Origin of the sequence: Paraglaciecola sp. L3A3, assembly GCF_009796765.1 — a bacterium.
Taxonomy (GTDB): domain Bacteria; phylum Pseudomonadota; class Gammaproteobacteria; order Enterobacterales; family Alteromonadaceae; genus Paraglaciecola.
This window is the reverse complement of the sequence record NZ_CP047023.1, coordinates 3,556,993-3,576,527: the sequence shown is the minus strand read 5'-3', so window position 1 is coordinate 3,576,527 and position 19,535 is coordinate 3,556,993. Positions and strand designations below refer to the sequence as shown.

The 19,535-nt window shown below is 38.7% G+C and carries 14 protein-coding genes; 10 read left to right on the top strand and 4 right to left on the bottom strand.

What is annotated here, in order from left to right; all coding sequences use genetic code 11:
- The first annotated feature begins 266 nt into the window (after positions 1-266).
- The 3 genes from trxC to GQR87_RS14825 all read left to right on the top strand — a co-directional run bounded on the left by trxC (position 267) and on the right by GQR87_RS14825 (position 4,037).
- Positions 267-698 carry a thioredoxin TrxC gene (gene trxC / locus GQR87_RS14835; RefSeq protein WP_158970634.1) on the top strand — a complete coding sequence of 144 codons (432 nt, stop codon included), beginning with the start codon at positions 267-269 and terminating at the stop codon, positions 696-698.
- 124 nt (positions 699-822) lie between these two features.
- Entirely contained in the window at positions 823-2,796 is a 1,974-nt protein-coding gene (locus GQR87_RS14830) for an ATP-binding protein (RefSeq protein WP_158970632.1), read from the top strand.
- A gap of 653 nt (positions 2,797-3,449) precedes the next feature.
- On the top strand, positions 3,450-4,037 hold the full coding sequence (locus GQR87_RS14825; protein ID WP_158970630.1) for a 3'-5' exonuclease: 588 nt from the start codon (positions 3,450-3,452) through the stop codon (positions 4,035-4,037).
- A gap of 33 nt (positions 4,038-4,070) precedes the next feature.
- Here the strand turns inward: GQR87_RS14825 and GQR87_RS14820 are convergent, their stop codons facing one another.
- Together GQR87_RS14820 and GQR87_RS14815 are read right to left on the bottom strand one after the other, a co-directional pair.
- On the bottom strand, positions 4,071-5,060 hold the full coding sequence (locus GQR87_RS14820; RefSeq protein WP_158970628.1) for a mechanosensitive ion channel family protein: 990 nt from the start codon (positions 5,058-5,060) through the stop codon (positions 4,071-4,073).
- A gap of 159 nt (positions 5,061-5,219) precedes the next feature.
- On the bottom strand, positions 5,220-5,636 hold the full coding sequence (locus GQR87_RS14815; protein ID WP_158970626.1) for an MAPEG family protein: 417 nt from the start codon (positions 5,634-5,636) through the stop codon (positions 5,220-5,222).
- Between the two features lie 365 nt (positions 5,637-6,001).
- Here GQR87_RS14815 and GQR87_RS14810 point away from each other — a divergent pair, with 365 nt between their 5' ends.
- The 3 genes from GQR87_RS14810 (at position 6,002) to GQR87_RS14800 (ending at position 10,136) form a co-directional block, all read left to right on the top strand.
- Positions 6,002-7,102 (top strand): SMP-30/gluconolactonase/LRE family protein, encoded by a 1,101-nt coding sequence (locus GQR87_RS14810; RefSeq protein WP_158970625.1) that lies wholly within the window; start codon positions 6,002-6,004, stop codon positions 7,100-7,102.
- Positions 7,103-7,575: 473 nt separating this feature from the next.
- On the top strand, positions 7,576-8,514 hold the full coding sequence (locus tag GQR87_RS14805; RefSeq protein ID WP_158970623.1) for a DUF1080 domain-containing protein: 939 nt from the start codon (positions 7,576-7,578) through the stop codon (positions 8,512-8,514).
- Between the two features lie 266 nt (positions 8,515-8,780).
- Positions 8,781-10,136, top strand: a complete 1,356-nt coding sequence (locus tag GQR87_RS14800; protein ID WP_158970621.1) for a sulfatase-like hydrolase/transferase — start codon at positions 8,781-8,783, stop codon at positions 10,134-10,136.
- A gap of 107 nt (positions 10,137-10,243) precedes the next feature.
- Here the strand turns inward: GQR87_RS14800 and GQR87_RS14795 are convergent, their stop codons facing one another.
- Positions 10,244-11,422 (bottom strand): hypothetical protein, encoded by a 1,179-nt coding sequence (locus GQR87_RS14795; RefSeq protein ID WP_158970619.1) that lies wholly within the window; start codon positions 11,420-11,422, stop codon positions 10,244-10,246.
- Between the two features lie 392 nt (positions 11,423-11,814).
- Between GQR87_RS14795 and GQR87_RS14790 the strand changes: the two genes are divergently transcribed.
- The 4 genes from GQR87_RS14790 to GQR87_RS14775 all read left to right on the top strand — a co-directional run bounded on the left by GQR87_RS14790 (position 11,815) and on the right by GQR87_RS14775 (position 17,694).
- A complete protein-coding gene (locus tag GQR87_RS14790) occupies positions 11,815-13,278 on the top strand; it encodes a sulfatase-like hydrolase/transferase (RefSeq protein WP_158970617.1) in 1,464 nt (487 codons plus the stop codon).
- Positions 13,278-14,954 carry an arylsulfatase gene (locus GQR87_RS14785; protein WP_158970614.1) on the top strand — a complete coding sequence of 559 codons (1,677 nt, stop codon included), beginning with the start codon at positions 13,278-13,280 and terminating at the stop codon, positions 14,952-14,954. Before GQR87_RS14790 ends, GQR87_RS14785 begins: the two co-directional genes overlap by 1 nt.
- A 17-nt stretch (positions 14,955-14,971) precedes the next feature.
- Positions 14,972-16,648, top strand: coding sequence for a glycoside hydrolase family protein (locus GQR87_RS14780; protein ID WP_199271623.1), 1,677 nt, complete (start codon positions 14,972-14,974; stop codon positions 16,646-16,648).
- A gap of 209 nt (positions 16,649-16,857) precedes the next feature.
- Positions 16,858-17,694 (top strand): ABC transporter substrate-binding protein, encoded by an 837-nt coding sequence (locus GQR87_RS14775; RefSeq protein WP_158970612.1) that lies wholly within the window; start codon positions 16,858-16,860, stop codon positions 17,692-17,694.
- 41 nt (positions 17,695-17,735) lie between these two features.
- On the opposite strand, the gene ettA is transcribed toward GQR87_RS14775, so the two are convergent.
- Complete coding sequence (ettA, locus tag GQR87_RS14770) at positions 17,736-19,403, bottom strand: energy-dependent translational throttle protein EttA (RefSeq protein WP_158970610.1); 1,668 nt, start codon at positions 19,401-19,403, stop codon at positions 17,736-17,738.
- Between the last annotated feature and the right edge of the window lie 132 nt (positions 19,404-19,535).

Below are 19,535 nucleotides of genomic sequence, written 5' to 3'. Positions count from 1 at the left end.
CTGTTTTTCATGTTTTATTCTGTGTAGCGAAGCCTCTGTGGTTCAAATTCTTTTAATCTTTTGCTTTTAACAATTATTCGCTGTTCTTTGTGCCACCCTGTGACAAGACTTTTAGTCTTTGTCTTTTTCTTGCTATCCACTAAATCCTATCTCGTACCTACTGCTAGTAGCTTTGGCTTTTGATTTTACTGCTTCATTCTGTAGCATTCTGGTATTCTCTGTTTTATTCTGCATTTACTTTAAATCGAACAATTAGAGAAAATATAATGCATATAGTTTGTTCACATTGCCAAGCAATAAATCGGATCCCAGAAAATAAAAGTCATACACAGGCTAAATGCGGGAAGTGTCAGCAAGCTGTATACTCGGCCGTTCCTGTCGAGTTAGCTGATAATACATTTTATCGCTATATAGAAAAAAATGATTTGCCAGTGATTGTCGATTTTTGGGCGAGTTGGTGTGGCCCTTGCCAAGCAATGGCGCCCATTTTTGAGAGTGTGGCTAAACAATCTAAAGATCTGTTATTTGCCAAAGTGAATACCGAACAAGCGCAAAATGTATCAGCAAACGCTAGCATTCGCAGCATTCCTACTTTGATTTTCTTTCATCATGGCAAAGAAGTTGATAGGTTGTCGGGTGGCTTAAGTGAGTCACAATTAAAAAGCTGGATAGTGCAGTGTGTACAAAAATTGGGCTGATTTCATTTAACTCCGGTAAAGCTCTCTGTATATATTGGGATAATTGCTAACAAACTCTGTTAATAGAGTTTGTTAGAGGTAGCATATAAATCATTGGGGTAGGTGTGTAATTGGATTCTTCGGCATGGTAATTCTCAACAGAAAATTTGTCAGTAAAATTGCCGCGTCATTTTTGTTTTTAGCGGCAGTCGGTGTCATTATTAATTATTGGAAAGAGCAGGCTCAAATCCAAGAAAATAAAGTCGCAGCAACACAAGTTTTATCCCAATATCGTGCCCAATTAGAACGGGAATTATTACAGAACCTAGCGCTAACAGCAGGTATAAAAAGCTATATCTCGGTACACCCAGAGATGACGCAACAACAATTCTCCGCTTTCGCGCAAGATATGCTCACTCATCATAGTCAAATTCGTAATATTGGTGCTGCTAAAGATCTGGTGATTACGCATATATATCCTTTACAGAATAATGTGAAAGCTTTGGGATTGGATTACAAATCAATCCCTGTGCAATATGCTGCAGTATTACGAGCATTGGAAAGCGATAAAGTTTTATTAGATGGTCCTGTGGATTTGGTACAAGGTGGCAAAGGGCTGATTGCCCGTCAAAAAATAGTGAATAGCCAAAATGGTGAGTTTTGGGGAGTGTTATCTGTAGTTATCGATTACGACCTACTCTTTACAACAGTCAATCATTTATTTCCTCAAGTAAAGGTGGCAATCAAACAAGCCGAAGCACCGAATAAAGCGGTTTATGGCGAACAATCTATATTTGAACGCGCTCAAGCGACTTCAGTGATTGGGTTACCAATTGGGTCTTGGTTGATTGCGATAGACTGGCACAACCTTAATCAACACAAGGGTAGTGCGGTAGTAATAATTGTGCCGTTGATCCTACTTTGGATGCTGATATTGTTGGTCTTTCAGCGCGAGGAACGTTATCAACAACAGTTAAAAATACAAACCGCGGCCGCCAATCAAGCGAATCAGACTAAATCCCTGTTCTTGGCTAATATGTCTCATGAAATTCGTACCCCATTAAATGGTGTTATTGGCACCTTACAAATACTTAAACAAAGCCCCCTGGAGACGAAACAAAAAAAACTCACCGATAGCGCATTATTCTCAGCCCGTAAACTATTAACCATCATCAGCGATATTCTGGATTTCTCTAAAATAGAAGCCAATAAAATTGAAGTGGAAAATATTCCATTTGAATTGGATGACATTATTACTTTTGTTGAGTTTTCATTTAATCAAATGGCAAAAGAAAAAGGCGTCGCTTTTACTGTCGAAGTACAAGATGCTATTCCTCCATATTGGGCGGGAGATCCCACTCGTATTGGGCAAATATTATTAAATTTGGTGAGTAATGGGATTAAGTTTACCGAGCAGGGGCGAGTCATTCTGCGTATTAGTCATGAGCATTCTGCTGAGACCGATTACTTAATACTGCGAGTGGAAGATACTGGCACTGGAATGGATGCGCAAGAACTGTCTCGTGCATTTGAGCCCTTTACTCAAACTGACTCTTCAATTACCCGGCGATTCGGCGGAACGGGTTTGGGGTTAGTCATATGCAAGAATTTAGTGACGGCACTAAAAGGAAATATGCAAGTTAAGAGTGCTAAAGGTGAAGGGACGAAATTTGAAGTTAAATTGCCGCTAACTATTGAGAAACCACCAGTAGATAGATTGACGGAAGAGTCTGACAGTGTCCCCAATTTACATGGCAAAGTATTGCTAGTTGCTGAAGATAATGAAATTAATCAAATGGTTATGCTACATGCATTAGAGCCTACTGGCGCGACTATTTATATGGCAAATAACGGTATTGAAGCTTGTGAAAAAGTGCAGCAATATTCGCCTAATTTAATCTTAATGGACATTCAAATGCCAAAAATGGATGGAGTGGCTGCCACCTTGTCTATTCGTAAAAAAGATCATACCACACCTATCATTGCCTTTACCGCCAATGTCATGGCAGAAGAAATAGCTCAATATAGCCAACAGGGCTTTAACGCCTATTTATCCAAACCCTTTGATCTAGATAAATTATACTCTCTATTAACCAAATACCTGCTATCGCCAAAGTAGAAATATAATTAATGGGGCAACCCATAAGATAGCCTATATCAATGGTGCCATAAATGTCGAATCGCTTTTTAGCACACATTAAATTTGCATTTCCTTACAGCGTGTTTCGGTTTTTATTCGCAGTTGTTACTCATCAGGCTCTAGTTCTTTGCCTATAAATGTTAATTTTCCACGGAATAAAAAGGGGGTAGACGTTGATTTTGCCATTGGTAGGTTTAAATGATTTTTTTTCTGTGTCGTTAAGCCATGTGGTGAATTGTTTTTTACAACTTACCAGGAGCTTACTAGGACAGCCATAATAGTGGGTATTGCTACAGTCTGTTTTTGAGCTCGTAACTAGCGGCTGCTTTTAATAGATTGCTGCTAATGAAATGCAGGTATGACGGGCTCTGGGGCAGTGATGATCTTGTAGCTAATCTTTAAACTGTTTTTCTAGCATCTATCTACTAGCTACTTTTTAGTCTTCTCGGTGCTACTCTGTGACTAATTGTTTTGCTTTAGTCTTGGCTTGTTTTATCCTTTTGCTCGAAGCTCGAATCTGCTCCATTCCTATTCACTCTGCTGTATTCCGCTTTTCCTAGCCTCTCGGATCGAGTATCTTCTTTTTCACTAGTCTCTAGGGCTGCTTTAAAAAATAAGAATAGGAAATAAACATGGAACGTCCCACTAAAGAGCAAGTACAAAGGTTGCCTTTGTATGTAGGCCTTGGCATTGGTGATATTAATATTATAGAAACTGAGCTAGATGCGCTTAATGCAGTAAAAGTATTAGAAAGGGAAAAATGTCTGGGGTTTGATACTGAAAGTAAGCCTATCTTTCGTAAGGGCCAAACCAGTCCCGGGCCGACCTTGATCCAACTGGCTACAGAGTCTAAGGCCTTCTTATTTCCAACTCGATTTCCTTTTGCCGTATCAGCTGCTAATGCTATTTTAAATAACCCTGATATTCAAAAGGTGGGGTTTGGCATTAAAGGGGATAACAAAGAATTACGTAATAAACTCAATATCAATATTGTAAACACCCAAGACTTATCTGTTGTATTAAAGAACCTTGTACAGGACGAAAATCTAATTGGTGCAAAGGCGGCTGTGGCAATGGTGCTTAAATTTCGATTAGGTAAGGGCGCGCAGCGATCAAATTGGGCTCAATATCCACTGCAACAACATCAGATTTTATACGCAGCAAATGATGCGCATGCGGCTATTAGTGTTAAAAAATCCTTAGCGGATAGACTAGGTTAATTGTTTTAGCAGTCAGAGGTGTCTTTTGGGAGGTTATAAAATATTTTCCCCCTGATCAGGGTCATTTGCTGATGCAGCTTGTTGTCGTATTTCATGATTATCACTTGATGTATCATCGGCACTATTTAAACGCTGCTTATGGGGCAGCGGTGTGGGTTGGGTATTATTCATCATGTTATTTGTCTGTTGCTCAGATTTGATAATAATCCTTTCTCTAGCATCATCTGGCATTGAGATATTATTTATTAAGAAAGCTTCTACCACTTGTTTCATAATCACTGATGCTACTTTTAATTTACTGTTCTGTTCGTTGTTCACCCAGAAATATAGTTTTAGGTTCACTGTTGATGAACCCAGAGATTCAACTAACACCTGGGGTTCAGGTTGGGGCAGCACTGCATCAATATTTTGTAAAATATCTAAAGCCATAGTTTGAGATTGATGTATATCAGCATCATAGCCTACACCAATATCTACAGCCCCTCTCATGTTTGGATTTGCGGTCAGATTGCGAATCGGACTTTTATATATAGTGGCATTAGGGAGTTGAATATGATCGCCATTAAAGTCGACTAATGTGGTGGCCCGTGACGTCATTTTTTTTACTACCCCCAAATATCCACTTACTTCGACAATATCACCAAGTTTGAAGGGTTTTTGTACGCTAAGTAATAAACTTGAAAGGAAGTTTTCTGCTATATCTTTGAAAGCAAAGCCAACAATTAGGCCTAAAACACCTGTGCCACTAATCAAAGCAACGGCAAATTGAGTTAAGCCTGCGAAGCGTAATAAAATGTAAAAACCAATGAGTATCACCATTAGAGTGAATGTGCGGCGCACTACTAGCTGCACTAATTTACTGGCATTGGTGCGTTCTAAAGGACGAACCAGTATATTGGCTACAGGATTCGCCAAGCAAAATAGTAAAATAAATAGGCTTAAACCTAAGATAAGTGATGGTAATTTAGTGATGATTTGCTCATAAAGTAATATTAGGTCGGCAAATATTTGTGCTGATGTCATTCAAATGGCTCCAATAAATAATTTAACTCACAGTGCTTATTCAACTCAGTTAATACTATCCGTTACTTGATTCGAGAAAGGCAGACACAATTCACTGCTTTAACAAATCAAATCGACATCCGCTGTCATTCTAATGGCTACAATTAATTTAGCCGTCATCTAAAGTAGTCTTACTCCAACCATAACTAACATCACGGCATTGGCTGCAACAGCGATCAAAAAGAAATAACTTCGAGGACTAGGATTTTTCTCAGTGGCAATTGCGTAATAAAGCGCCATGTGAATAACCCGTGCTACCAAGTAAGTCCATACTGCGATAGCAAACACTATGCTTTGATAGTTGATTGAAAATGCGAAAAGTACTGTGCCTATAAACAGAGCACTGTTCTCTAAAGTGTTGTGAAAGGTGCGATGGGCTCTAAATACAAAACTATCATGAGATAAATCCTCATTCATTTTCCCCGGTATCGCATTTGGCTGGCTAGTTTTACTAAATGTCGCCACCATCCATTGAATTAATAACATAATTAAATACAGGTAAAATGCCATATAAGCTGAATTGGCCAGTGAAAGCATATCTATCGTCCTTTTTGCAGTGAGTTGGATTGTATCAATATGATATTTATTAATATTAGCTGCAAAAAGCCTGCCTGCTGTAACTGATTGATATATATTGATTAATATTCGTATGAAACTGCCAATATGTAAAAAATACAGACTGCTTTATAAAATTTACTAGGATCAACCGCGCATCCACATTCAATTCTTTGACGGCTCCTAGACTTTTCCTGTTTGATGCTTTTGCTCGAAGCTCGTTCGGCTGTTTCTGTTTCCTATTTTTGTCCTTCTTATTTTTGGTAATTATTGATTAGAGTTTTGCTAATAAATAAATGCTTAGTTACATTAGAGATAACTTTGTCTTACAGGGAATAAAAATTCTCATGAAAAATGATACTAATCTACCGAAGAGTACTGATACTTTTTCTAGAAGGGCCTTTGTTAAAAGTGTCGCAGCGAGCGCCACTGGGCTTTTAACGACTAGTTTTGTCACTCATGCTCAGGACGCAAATCGATATTTACCTGGTGCTGCACCAATTCGCTATCCAGAGCCTGACATTATTGCCCTAGATAAACGTTTTACTTACAAAGTTGGTAATGCGGCTATCGAACGAATTTATACCGGTATGCGTTGGGCCGAGGGACCTGCTTGGAATGCGGTAGGTCGCTATTTGATTTGGAGTGATATACCTGCCAATGAACAACTACGTTACCTCGAAGAAGATAACCATGTTTCTCGTAATTTTCGTCAACCTTCAGGTCATAGCAACGGTAATACCTTCGACTTTCAGGGCAGACAAATTGCTTGCGAACATCTAAGCCGCCGTTTAGTGAGATATGAACATAATGGCAGTGTCACTGTATTAACTGATTCTTTTGCTGGCAAATCATATAACGCTCCTAACGATGTAGTGGTCAATCCGAATGATGACAGTATCTGGTTTACCGATCCTGGTTATGGTTCCTTGGGGTGGTACGAAGGCACCAAAGCGGACACTGGATCTTCGCAGCCTTATCAAAAAGAAGCGGTATTCCGAATCGATGGACAAAATGGCAAAGTGACTAAAGTAAGCGATGATTTGGTGAAACCTAATGGATTATGTTTTTCCCCTGATTATAAAAAATTATATGTGTCTGATACGGGAGCGAGTCCTAGTCTGATAAGAGTTTGGGATATAAATGGCGCTAAATTAAGCAACGGAAAAACTTTTTGTACCATGCAGTATGATGGGCGAAAAGGAGGCTCTGACGGGATCCGTGCAGATATTCATGGCAATATTTGGTCCAGTGCTGGTTGGGCTGGTGAAGGATTTGATGGCGTACATATTTTTGCGCCTAATGGCGACCGTATTGGTTTGATAAAGTTGCCAGAGATATGTTCAAACTTATGTTTTGGCGGTAAACATCGAAACCGTTTATTTATGACGGCCAGTCAATCTATCTATTCGGTTTATGTTGGTACTCAAGGTGCTCATTTTGCTTAGTATTGTTTGATGTTAATAAACTGCAGTGAGTTCACAGCAAAATGAACTCACTTTAATAAATTGATAACGATAGGGGGAAAGTAGCTACTAATTCGAAACTCTTGCCTCCCTTATTTAGGTGCCACGATTATTTTATCTTATTGTTAAGTTAGCGTTTATAGATTGCTTTTTACTTATTACCTCAGTGATTTAAATTCTTTGCCTCTATGCTTTGCTCGTATCTCGTATTTGCTTTTAACTGTTTTTCAGCTCCAATCTTCCAATCACTGCTGCTTTAGTTTTTTACTTATGTTAATTTAAATATAAACTTGTAGATTTAATTGTAAACTTATTGGCTTTATGTCGTTAATAAAGCTAAATGGAATGCCATCTGTCTAATCCTAGACTGAGTATCGACAGAGTGTTATGAAAATAAATCTTTCGACGACAACCTAACCTAGATTAATTATCTTTTTTACTAAAGAATTATAAAAATGAATGTATCAAAATATATTTTACTTAGTGCTTTTATTGCTGTTTTTTCTATCGCTGCTCAAGCTAAAAAGCCTGACAAGGTGCCGACTTGGACAGATTACGATGTCGCGATGAAAGAACAACCTCACTTTCAATATCAAGGTGAATACATAAAAGGCAAAGACGCCTTACAAGTATTGTCTACGGTGGGAAAATTTTATACTTCACTTTATCAAGGTGGATTGCCGGGGGCAGGCTGGGATGGTTCTGCTGTTAGCCATCAGTGGTATGATGAAAAACGCATCAAACAATTATTAGCCAGCTACAGAAAAATAGATCGTAGTATTAAAGCCGGTGCTAACCCAGCTCCAGCAGAGGCAATAGTTTTATTTGATGGAACATCTACCGATAAAATAAAAGGCGCAAAAAAAGTTGGCGACGCGGTTTTGGCCGGTTTTCGTAGCACCGACATTTATCAAGATCTCACTTTGCATGTTGAATTCCTTACCCCATACAAACCCACATTAGCTATTAGTCATCCTGATAGAGGCAATAGTGGCATCTATTTAAATAATGCTTACGAAGTACAAATAAGTGACAGTTTTGCTCACGATAGTGATAAATCTGCGTGGAAAACCGAGACGTTAATTAAAAAGCCTTATACCTGGAACGCAACTATTTATGAAGTAAGAGAGCCGGATCTTAATTTGAGCTTGCCTGCCTTACATTGGCAAAGTTTTGACATTGATTTTACCGCTCCGCGTTTTGTTGATGGCAAAAAAGTGACGAATGCAAAGATGACTGTCTTTCATAACGGTATTAAAATTCATGACAGTGTAGAAGTATCTAAACCCACTCGTGGTCGTGAAAACAATGCCGAACAAGCGAATGGCTTTATCTATTTCCAAAATCACCACAATCCAGTGAAGTTTCGAAATATATGGCTGATTAAAAAATAAATGCTTTTATTTACCTCTGATTTGGACGACGACTTAAACTGTCGTCTTAATCTAGCTCTCGTCAATTCAACTCTCGTCAATCCAACTGGTTCATATTCTGCTGTGCATAGTATATATGCAGTGCAGACCATCAAATCAGCTTATGATATTAGCGGTAAATTAACATGTAAAACCTATTCTCTTTGGTCAATTTAGTTTACTTTTTTAGCTCTCTGGAACCTCTAATTTAACGGCTGCGATAGACGTTAATACTCAGGAACGTAAAAATGAATCGAGTTGCGAGTATATGTTTTTTTCTGTTAATTAGTTTTATTTCAAACGCCAAACAGCCACCCAACATTATAGTCATCATGGTTGATGATATGGGCTACGGCGGAGTCAGCAGTTTTGCCAATCAATATTACCAAACCCCTGAAATAGACAGATTGGCTGCAGAAGGGTTACAACTGATGGATTATCACTCGAATGGAGTGGTGTGTACGCCCACTCGAGCTTCATTGATGACTGGATTGTACCCACAACGCACCGGTAGCCATTTGGTTTTTAATGCTTCACCAGAACATGAGGACTACCAAAGAGGGTTACCTAAGCAGGTATTGACCTTTCCTGAAGCTTTAAAGCAAAGCGGCTACGTGAGTGCTATCTTTGGTAAATGGCATTTGGGATACAAAGCAGAATTTAATCCCTTGAATCATGGATTTGATCAATTTAATGGTTTTATTAGCGGCAATATCGATGCACATTTTCAATATGACCGAGTGGGGACTTTTGACTGGTGGCAGAATGATAAACTGAATGAACAGCTGGGTTATCATTCTGATCTTATTACTGATAACACCCTTGAATTTATTGAAAACAATAAAGATAAACCATTTTTTATCTATGTATCACACGGTGCTCCTCATGATCCATTACAAGCTCGCGGCTCTAAAATTAAACGCGGACCTAATAAAGGAAAAGTACCTAAATGGGGAATCGGTCAGCCAACCTACAGCGAAAAGCCAGGTGATAATGACTGGTTAATGCAACACATAGTTTTGGCTGCTGATGAAGGTGTAGGAAAAATTCGTCAACAGGTAGAAAGGCTGGGTTTGGCAGACAACACTATTATTTGGTTTGTTTCAGATAATGGAGGGACAACCGCGAATCATACTGTGAGCGAGCTTACTAGAGGCAAAAAAGCGGATCTATATGAAGGGGGTCATAGAGTACCGGGCATTGTTTGGGCGCCTAAAATGGTGAAACCTGGCATTTCAAATGCGCTTGTTACCAGTATGGATATTATGCCTACCAATTTAGTTCAAGCTAATGTCATCTTACCTAAGGAGCTTCATTTGGATGGTATTGATCTTGGCCCGGTATTGTTTGAGCACAAAGCGCAGGCTGAGCGCACTATTTTTTGGGGAAACCTAGATAAAAAGAAAGGTGTTGTTGTACGTAATGGCCTAGCGTTAAGACAAGGCTCTTGGAAGTTGGTTAACGATGAATTATACGATTTATCGTCAGATCCACAAGAAAAGCACAATATTGCCCAACAATATCCGCAAAAATTACAAGCCATGCAAAAAGAAGTGAAAGCCATGTTTAACAATGCGTTACGTGATTCACCTTACGATAATTAAGCGCGTACTTCAGTTAAATCTAAACATGACAGTCAGCATATACCAATGAGTACTGTCAGTTTGTATATGGGCTATTAGAGCGTACAGCACATTTTATTCAATCGCTTTTATTCAGTGTTTTTACCGCCGCTAAATAACATGCTTGAATTGAGATCTGTGTGATTAAAACTGTCCACTTCGAAGAGTATTTCGAAGTGATTATCTGCGTCAAAGTCTTGATTAGTATGTTTGGCAGTTAAATCAGCTAAGAATGATGTTTGGGTTAACGTTTTGGCCATCAGCATGATAGATGAATCAGTAAAACCTGAAATCAGGTATATAACGTTGTCAGCTGGGCCGCTGAATTTTGAGAACAGTCCATAATCCGTATATTCTCTTAAAAATTCACCACTGACATTATATTGTTCACCGCTGGTTTTATTGAACAGAGTTTTACCATTGTGATTAAAATTCGAATGTTGGGTGTAACTTTTTAATATTCCCATAGAGCGATTTAGGCCAATATAAATTAGGTTACTTTGAGCAATATCTTGGGAGCTGATTTCAGAAGCCAGCTTGACCTCAAACTGACTTTTACTATCAAACAAAGGTAATAACTCTCTTAATACAAAAAAGCTGCTTTTAGGCAAAATTTTGCGCCCAGCCTTAGCGATTAATTGGCTTTTTTCAGGCGAGCTTTGTACATACCGAATTAAGTCTTCTTTATTATTAATATAAAAACTCCGTACTAGGCGATCATTTTTATTGTTGGCATCTTTCTCTCGGTAAACAAATAAATCCCCCAGTACGATTAAGGTGGGTTTGCCGTTATTTTGTAAATCTTGCCATAAAGGGTGAGCTTGCACAGTTCGATTAATATGTTTTGGCTGCTCTTGCAGTTGAGTAAACAAATAAACATTCAGCACGATAGAGATTAGTACTAAAACTAATGCCACTAATTGCATCAACTTATTCGGTTTAATTTTTGATGCTTTTACCGCAGATGTCGGTTGCTCGGTGGTGGTTTCTTCAGAGGTAAGTTTATTGTCTTTTTCATCAATTACAGGGGTAAAGGTTAAACCATAACTACCGGGGGGAATTGAAATATGAAAGGTTTCATCTTTGCCTTCAAGGGCATAATAGGTTGCCAATTTTTTGCGAAGATTAGAAATATATACACGCACAGATGAGTCATTTAGCGGGTTGTAATCTTCGCCTTTGTTAAATACCTCAATGGCTATTTCTATTTCTTTGGGCGGAGTAGGGTGTTGTTCACCTTGTTCTATGCCAGCCACTGCTTGGCTCACTAAAAAATGCACCAGCCGCTTATAGTTTTCTGAACGCCCTAGCGCGTTGCTTTTATTAATGCGCTCTAGTTGCGCTAATAACTCAGTTTTTGAAGGCGAAAAAATATTCTTGAACCACGTAATAAATCTTTATCAATTTTAATAGGTTAAGTTCTTATCATATACGATTCGAAAGGAATTAGTTGCCATAATATGTAAAGGAAATGTATAGATCAGCAGCAAATAAATTGTCTTTACTTAATCTTATTATTTAATACATTGAAAAATATGGTTAATTTTTTTATTTAGCGGTAAATTTACATGTAAAACATATGTTGTAAGTTTAATTTGGTTTAGTTTGGAGTGAATAAATTAAAGTCAATTGTATGTTGATGTATCCAAGGAAAGCTGAAGTGAAAAAATTAATTTTGTTATGGCTGTGTATTTTAACTGCTAGCGTTAGCAATATCGCCAGTGCTAAAACACCTAATATTCTGTTTATTTTGTCTGATGATCAAAGAGCAGATGCGATCGCTGCCTTTGGTAATCAACACATCATTACCCCTAACCTTGACGCTCTAGTTAAATCAGGGGTGTCGTTTCGTAATAACTATAATATGGGGTCTACCTCAGCTGCAGTTTGTTCGCCAAGTCGAGCTATGATCTTAACTGGCAGGCCCTTGTTCAATATACCCAGTAGTTATTTAGTACCTTGGGAAGCACCAGAAGGGGAACAGGGCAAAGTGGACACTATCACTATGCCTGAATATTTTCGTCAGAATGGCTATCACACCTTTATGACTGGGAAGTGGCATCAAGATGCGCCTACTTTTAAAACGGGTTTTGATTCTGGTGACAATTTATTTATGACCGGTATGGGCAGCCATACTGACGTTAAAATTTGGCCATTTGATAAAACCTCAGAAAAATACGGTAAAAATGATTATCAAACGGTTAAGGGATTTTCGAGCACTCTTTTTGCCGATGCGGCGGTTAATTTTGTAAACCATCGAGAACAAGATAAACCCTTTTTTATGTTTGTGTCTTTTACTGCCCCTCACGACCCTCGTACTCCACCTGAAAAATATTTACGCATGTATGATAACAAAGACATTCCGCTACCTATGAATTTCATGGCTTATCATCCTTTTGACCAAGGTGAATTAAAAGTTAGGGCTGAGAAGTTAGTAAAATTTCCAAGAGAAGCGTCACAAATAAAAGATGAAATTAAAAAGTATTATGCATTAATTAGCCAAATGGATGAGCAAATTGGGCGAGTCATCAAAGCGTTAAAAGCCAGTGGTGAATATGATAATACTTATATTGTATTTGCTTCTGATCATGGTTTATCAATGGGAAGTCATGGATTGATGGCCAAACAAAGTTTATATGAAGATGCAATTAAAGCTCCTTTAGTGATATCAGGACCTAATATTAAAGGAAACTCCAACTCACAGGCCTTAACTTACCTGTACGATATTTTTCCGACCTTAGTTGACCTTGTTGATCTAGCTGTACCAAAAAGTGTGCAAGGACAAAGCTTAAAACCGCTTATTCAGGGAGAGAAAACAGAAGTTAGAGATTATATGTTTAATGCGTTTAAAGATAAGTTTCGTTCTATTTCTGATGGTAAATGGAAGTTAATTCGTTACACAGAGCTCGATAAAAATCAGCTTTTTGATTTAGAAAATGATCCAAATGAATTACATGATCTAGTGGGCTCAGCACAGTATCAAGGAAAATTAGCTGAGTTAGTGACGCAGATGAAACTAACTCAACAACAATTTAATGATCATGCCCCATTCACTGCCACGACTGTACGCTCAGGCATATACGATTATAAAAACGCAAATATTAGCTTTAAAAAGAAAAAATAATGAACTTAAAAAAAACAATTCTAAATATGTTCCAATCGACACAATGTGTGCGAGTCGTTGCATTTTTAATGCTAATTCTAAGCACTTTAGGTTTATTGTCTTGTGGCCAAACGGTCACTCAAGCACCTGCCAAAAGTGGAGTGCTGACTAACAAAAAACCGAATATTGTTTTTATTTTGGTGGATGACATGGGGGCTGGAGAACCAAGTTATGTTGGTGGTTTAATCCCCACTCCTGCGATTGATAGCTTAGCAGAGCAAGGTATGCAATTTACCGATGCTCATACCAGTTCTTCGGTATGTACACCTACACGATACAGTATTTTAACTGGTCGATACAATTGGCGCAGCCGTTTAAAAAGTGCCGCTTTGGTGAAGGCTACGTCTCCAGCGTTAATGGATGCAAATCGTTTAACCTTAGCCAAGATGCTAAAACAATCAGGCTACCAAACGGGGCTGGTGGGAAAATGGCATTTGGGGGTTGATTGGCAACTGTTAGATAAAAGCAATGATCCTGAATTGCATATTGAACAAAAGTACAAACAACCTAGTTCTTGGTTAATTGATTACAGCCAACCTTTCAAAAACGGCCCTGTTGATCAAGGGTTCGACCAGGCATTTTTCATTTTGTCGTCTTTAGATATGCCTCCTTATGTTTATTTAAAGGATAACCAAGCGACATCAATCCCCACGGTTAATAAAGGCTTTGCCCATAACGAATATAATGATTACAAGCGTATTGGTGCCGCTGATAAAGACTTCAATGCCAATACTGTCCTAGCAAAATGGGCAACTGAGTCCCGTCGCTACATTAAAGATAAAGCCACAAATAATAAAGATCAGCCATTCTTTTTATACGTAGCGCTAACTTCGCCGCATACCCCAGTTACACCGGGAGAAAAGTTTAAAGGTCGTTATCCTCAATACAGCACCTATGCTGATTTTATGGCTGAAACTGATTGGGTGGTTGAGCAAATATTGGCTGAGTTAAAAGCCTCAGGCCTAGAAGACGATACTATGGTGGTGTTCACGGCTGACAATGGTTTTGCGCCCTATGTAGAAATTCCAAAAATGATCAAAGCGGGTTATCGCCCCTCAGGCCCATATCGTGGTGCCAAAGCGAATATTTATGAAGGTGGTCATAGAGTCCCTTTTATTGTGAAGTGGCCTAATAAAATAGCAGCGGGGAAAACCAGTGAACAAACTATTAATAGCACTGATATTTTTGCCACATTTGCCGACATGTTAGGCAAAAAGCAGCAGATCCCTGATAACGCTGCGGAAGATTCATTTTCGTTTTATGCCAATTTAATGGGCAATGATAAAGCCGTTAGACCTTTTACTATTCACCATTCTATAAAAGGTCAATTTGCGATTAGGCAAGGGGATTGGAAGCTTCTTATGACAACAGGCGATGGCGGCGGCTGGGCGTTACCTTGGCAAAATCAAGTTACACCAGCAAAGTTAGTGCAGTTGTATAATTTAAAAAATGATCCCAGTGAAAGCACAAACCTTGAATTACAGTATCCAGAAAAAGTGCAACAATTGGTGACTTTATTAGCTACCGCCATAAAAGATGGCAGAACCACAGCAGGCAGTAAACAAAGTAACGAAGGTTGGCCTTATCGCGACAAAGCCACTGCTGCTGTTTTTACTGAATTACAAAAACAAGAATAATGAATAAAAGGGACAATATGAAATCAATGAAAAAACATCTCGCTTTTACAGTGGCGCTATCATTTGCTGCAATTGCGCCTTCTTGGGCTGAAATTGTTGAAAGAGAATTACCCAAAGAATGGGACGGTTTAGTGCAAGGCAGTCGTTTTATTGATCGATTTTTGCCTTTGCCCGATGTAGGGGAGTTATCTTCTGATGTGTGGGGACTAGAGGGAGTTAAACCTCGTCATCTGAATAATGGTTTAGAAGATCCAGAATGGTCTTATTGGGGCGGTAATATTCATATCGATGAGCAAGGTCAACATCATTTATTTGTTTGCCGCTGGCGTGAAGATGATCCAAAAGGTCACATGGCATGGCCTCGTTCAGAAGTGGTACATGCTGTATCAGACAATTCAATTGGCCCGTATAAAGTCGCGCAAGTAGTTGGGCCTGGGCATAACCCTGAAATGCAGCAATTAAAAGATGGTCGCTATTTTTTATACGTGCATAAATTTTCTGATTTTTATTATTATTTAGCAGAAGATTTGAGTGGCCCGTGGCAAAAGAAACCTTTTACTTACGATACTCGCCAGCGTGAGTTAGTTGATCATATGTCAAATAATACCTTTACCCAACGGGAAGATGGCTCGATGTTAATGGTGGGCCGAGGTGGTGGGGTCTGGATCAGTGAATCAGGTTTGCCGCCGTATAATTTGGTATCAACCCAAACCGTGTATCCACCCTATGACGGTCGTTATGAAGATCCAGTTGTGTGGAAGTCAGATGTACAATATCACCTGATTGTAAACGATTGGTTAGGTCGAGTGGCTTATTACATGCGCTCTAAAGATGGCTTTAACTGGAAACTTGACCCCGGCGCCGCTTACTTACCCGGCATTGCTAAACATCAAGATGGCCGAGTAGAAGACTGGTATAAGTTCGAGCGAATTAAAGTATTACAAGATCAATATGGCCGAGCTTATCAAGCTAATTTTGCCGTTAATGATACGGTTAAAAAACAAGATATGGGCAGTGATAATCACAGCTCTAAAAATATTAGTATCCCCTTAAGAGTAGGGCGTTTACTTGAGTTTTTGAGTCCACAACAAATATCGACAGATACTGCAGAAATATCTTTGTTAGTCAAAGCTGAGCCCGGTTTTGATCCGCAAGAAGATATCGACTTAAGTTCATTACGCTTTGGTGCATCTGAGGAAGTCAATTTTGGCCGTGGCAGTAAAGTGCTAAAAACTACTGAGCAAGGTGAAGATTTAGTGATTACATTTGCTGGCGAGGGCCATGGTTTTACTAGCGACAATTTTGCGGCTAAATTGTTGGGTAAAACTAACCAAGGAGAACCTTTGTTTGGCTTCGCCCGCCTACCTTGGGTGGAATATCAATTACCGCACTTATCAAGCAAGTTTCCTGAATTTTCACTCAATGCTAAATCTTTAAAGGCTGAGATAGAAATTGAAAACTTTGGCCAAGCACCAGCCAAAGCGACCACTGTGAATATTGAATATCAAAAAGATGGCCAATGGCAGTTGTTTGCTAAAGGTAAAGTGCCTGAGTTAAAACCTTATGAAAAAACTACTCTGACTTTGTGGGGACAAAAAATACAAGAACGACTGAATAAGGTTAATGTCCGTATTACCTTACCCCAAGTAGATCAACCGTCTGCAGTGTTAGAAGGACCAGTGATGGTTTATTAGTTGTGTAAAAATCAAACAGCAGAAAAATTAAAGCCTATAACTTTAGGGGCTGTTGATTAGAGCAAGGGAATAAAACAATAGTGATATTGTTTTATTCTTTAAAAATATTGAATTAAGCTTTATCTGATAATTGTTACAATAGACTAATGTCTAATGGTTAACCTAGTCGTATGAGTTGATAGTAAGGCACTGTCGATAAAAATAATTAGGTGATTAAAGTTTTAGGCGTAAGATTTAATATATTCAAGGTACTTTTATTTGTTGTGCTACTAGGCATATGCGAAATAGCACAAGCGAATAAAAAAATTGAACTATGTATTGAAAATAACGATTATAAACCCTATCTGCAAGCAGGACCCAATGGGCAAGATAATGTTGAAGGGATATTAATCGATATTGTTGTGAAATCAGCACAGCAGGCAGATTTACAAGTAAAATTTGTTCGATTTCCTTGGTTAAGGTGTCAATCCTTAGTGAAAAGTGGTGAGTTACAAGGATTACTGCTTATGATTAAAACCCCCGAACGACAGACTGAGTTTGCTTTTCCAGATGATCCACAATATATGTATCAAAACGAATATCCCATTATAGTTAAGAAAAATGGCCCTTTTGATACAGTCGAAACAAATACACCTTCAATTTTTTATCAAGATAACTCACTTAATATTAATACTTATCGAACAAGAGTTGTAAGCGGACTCAGTGCTCCATTTGGTTATGTGGCTTATCAATTTTTACAACAACAAAATCTGTTAAGCCCTGTAAATGCAGATTTAAAAACGGCTGCTAAATTAATTGAAAATGGTCGTTTAGACGGTTATGTGATTGCTAGATCGTTTGCCGATGCATTTGTGAAACAACCAGATGTGTCAGAGAAACTAAGTGTCACTTCAGGTTTTGTACTGAAAAGTAACGTATATGCTCCATTCAACTTAGATTACTATCAAAAAAATAAAACTATAGTTTCAGCTTTTTGGCAGGCTTTACATGAAAACCGTCCACATAAAGAATTAAGTTATCTCGTTAAAAATCAGAATGATAAATAACCAACGCAAGCCGAAGCTTGCGTTGGTTAGCAATATTCAGATTACTTACTAATCTTTTTGTATTTCAATCTATGAGGTTCAACAACATCTGTTCCATATGTCGCTTTAAGCCAAGCAGAGTATTCAGTGTAATTACCATCAAAAAAGTTAATTTTACCTTCGTCACGATAATCCATGATATGGGTGGCAATTCTATCTAAGAACCACCTGTCATGGGAAATAACCATGGCACAACCAGGAAACTCTAATAGGGCATTTTCTAATGCTCGTAAGGTTTCAACATCCAAGTCATTGGTTGGCTCATCCAGTAACAATACATTGCCGCCAGCTTTTAACAGTTTGGCTAAATGCACTCGGTTACGTTCACCACCAGACAAGTCTTTAATAAACTTCTGTTGGTCTGAGCCTTTAAAGTTAAAACGTCCACAATAAGCTCGGCTGTTTAATTCAAAATTACCAATTCGGATAATGTCTGAGTCATCAGAAATTTCTTTATAAACGGTATTTTTTCCGTCCATATGGTCACGGAATTGATCTACACTGGCTAATTGCACTGTGTCGCCTATATCAATTGTACCTGCATCCGCTTGTTCTTGACCGGTTAACATTCTGAATAGGGTTGATTTACCCGCACCGTTCGGGCCGATAATACCGACTATGGCACCTTTAGGCATTTTGAAATTTAGGTCGTCGATCAATAACCGATCACCATAAGATTTTTGTAAACCTGTGACTTCAAATACTTTGTCACCTAAACGCTCGCCAGGTGGAATAAATAATTCACTGGTTTCGTTACGTTTTTGGTAATCGCCAGTATTTAGCTCTTCGAAGCGAGCCATACGTGCTTTGCTTTTCGATTGTCGACCTTTAGCATTTGAGCGAACCCATTCTAATTCTGTTTTAATCGATTTCTGTCGTGCACTTTCGGTTTTTTCTTCTTGTTCAAGACGGGCATCTTTTTGTTCTAACCATGAAGAGTAGTTACCTTCCCAAGGTATACCTTGGCCACGGTCTAGCTCTAAGATCCAGCCGGCTACGTTATCTAAGAAATACCTATCATGGGTAATGGCTACGACAGTACCTTCATAGTCATGTAAGAAACGTTCTAACCATGCCACAGACTCAGCATCCAAGTGGTTGGTTGGTTCGTCGAGTAATAACATTTCTGGTTTTTCGAGTAATAATTTGCATAGTGCGACGCGGCGACGTTCACCCCCAGACAATTTGCTAACATCCGCATCCCATGGTGGCAGGCGTAATGCATCGGCTGCACGTTCTAAAGCGTTGTCTAAGTTATGGCCGTCTTTCGACTGAATAATCGCTTCAAGTTCACCTTGTTCTTTGGCTAAAGCATCAAAGTCAGCGCCTTCTTCGGCATATTCAGCATAAACTTCATCAATGCGTTTAAGTGCATGGACTACGTCTTGTACTGCTTCTTCAATGTTGCCACGCACGTCTTTAGTTTCGTCTAGTTGTGGTTCTTGAGGAAGATAACCAATTTTTAATCCAGTTTGCGGGATAGCTTCACCTTCAATATCCGTGTCTATGCCAGCCATTATTTTAAGTAAGGTTGATTTACCTGAGCCATTCAAACCTAATACGCCGATTTTTGCGCCAGGGAAAAAGCTTAAAGAGATATTTTTTAAGATATGTTTACCAGGTGGAACGACTTTTCCGACCCGTAACATGCTGTATACGTATTGTGCCATTTATTGTTTCTCTAGATAAATTTTAGATAGTTTAATTCACCCTGCCTGCTGGGTAAAAGGTATTGTGTAGTTTTGTTTTAAGTTTATTTCTAGTGTTTAGGTTTATTTAATACCAATTCGCCAATACTTGTG

Bases quoted from the DNA above. Each gene is read 5' to 3' on its own strand.
- trxC (WP_158970634.1), top strand. From the start codon at position 267: ATGCATATAGTTTGTTCACATTGCCAAGCAATAAATCGGATCCCAGAA.
- GQR87_RS14830 (WP_158970632.1), top strand. From the start codon at position 823: ATGGTAATTCTCAACAGAAAATTTGTCAGTAAAATTGCCGCGTCATTT.
- GQR87_RS14825 (WP_158970630.1), top strand. From the start codon at position 3,450: ATGGAACGTCCCACTAAAGAGCAAGTACAAAGGTTGCCTTTGTATGTA.
- GQR87_RS14820 (WP_158970628.1), bottom strand. From the start codon at position 5,060: ATGACATCAGCACAAATATTTGCCGACCTAATATTACTTTATGAGCAA.
- GQR87_RS14815 (WP_158970626.1), bottom strand. From the start codon at position 5,636: ATGCTTTCACTGGCCAATTCAGCTTATATGGCATTTTACCTGTATTTA.
- GQR87_RS14810 (WP_158970625.1), top strand. From the start codon at position 6,002: ATGAAAAATGATACTAATCTACCGAAGAGTACTGATACTTTTTCTAGA.
- GQR87_RS14805 (WP_158970623.1), top strand. From the start codon at position 7,576: ATGAATGTATCAAAATATATTTTACTTAGTGCTTTTATTGCTGTTTTT.
- GQR87_RS14800 (WP_158970621.1), top strand. From the start codon at position 8,781: ATGAATCGAGTTGCGAGTATATGTTTTTTTCTGTTAATTAGTTTTATT.
- GQR87_RS14785 (WP_158970614.1), top strand. From the start codon at position 13,278: ATGAACTTAAAAAAAACAATTCTAAATATGTTCCAATCGACACAATGT.
- GQR87_RS14780 (WP_199271623.1), top strand. From the start codon at position 14,972: ATGAAATCAATGAAAAAACATCTCGCTTTTACAGTGGCGCTATCATTT.
- ettA (WP_158970610.1), bottom strand. From the start codon at position 19,403: ATGGCACAATACGTATACAGCATGTTACGGGTCGGAAAAGTCGTTCCA.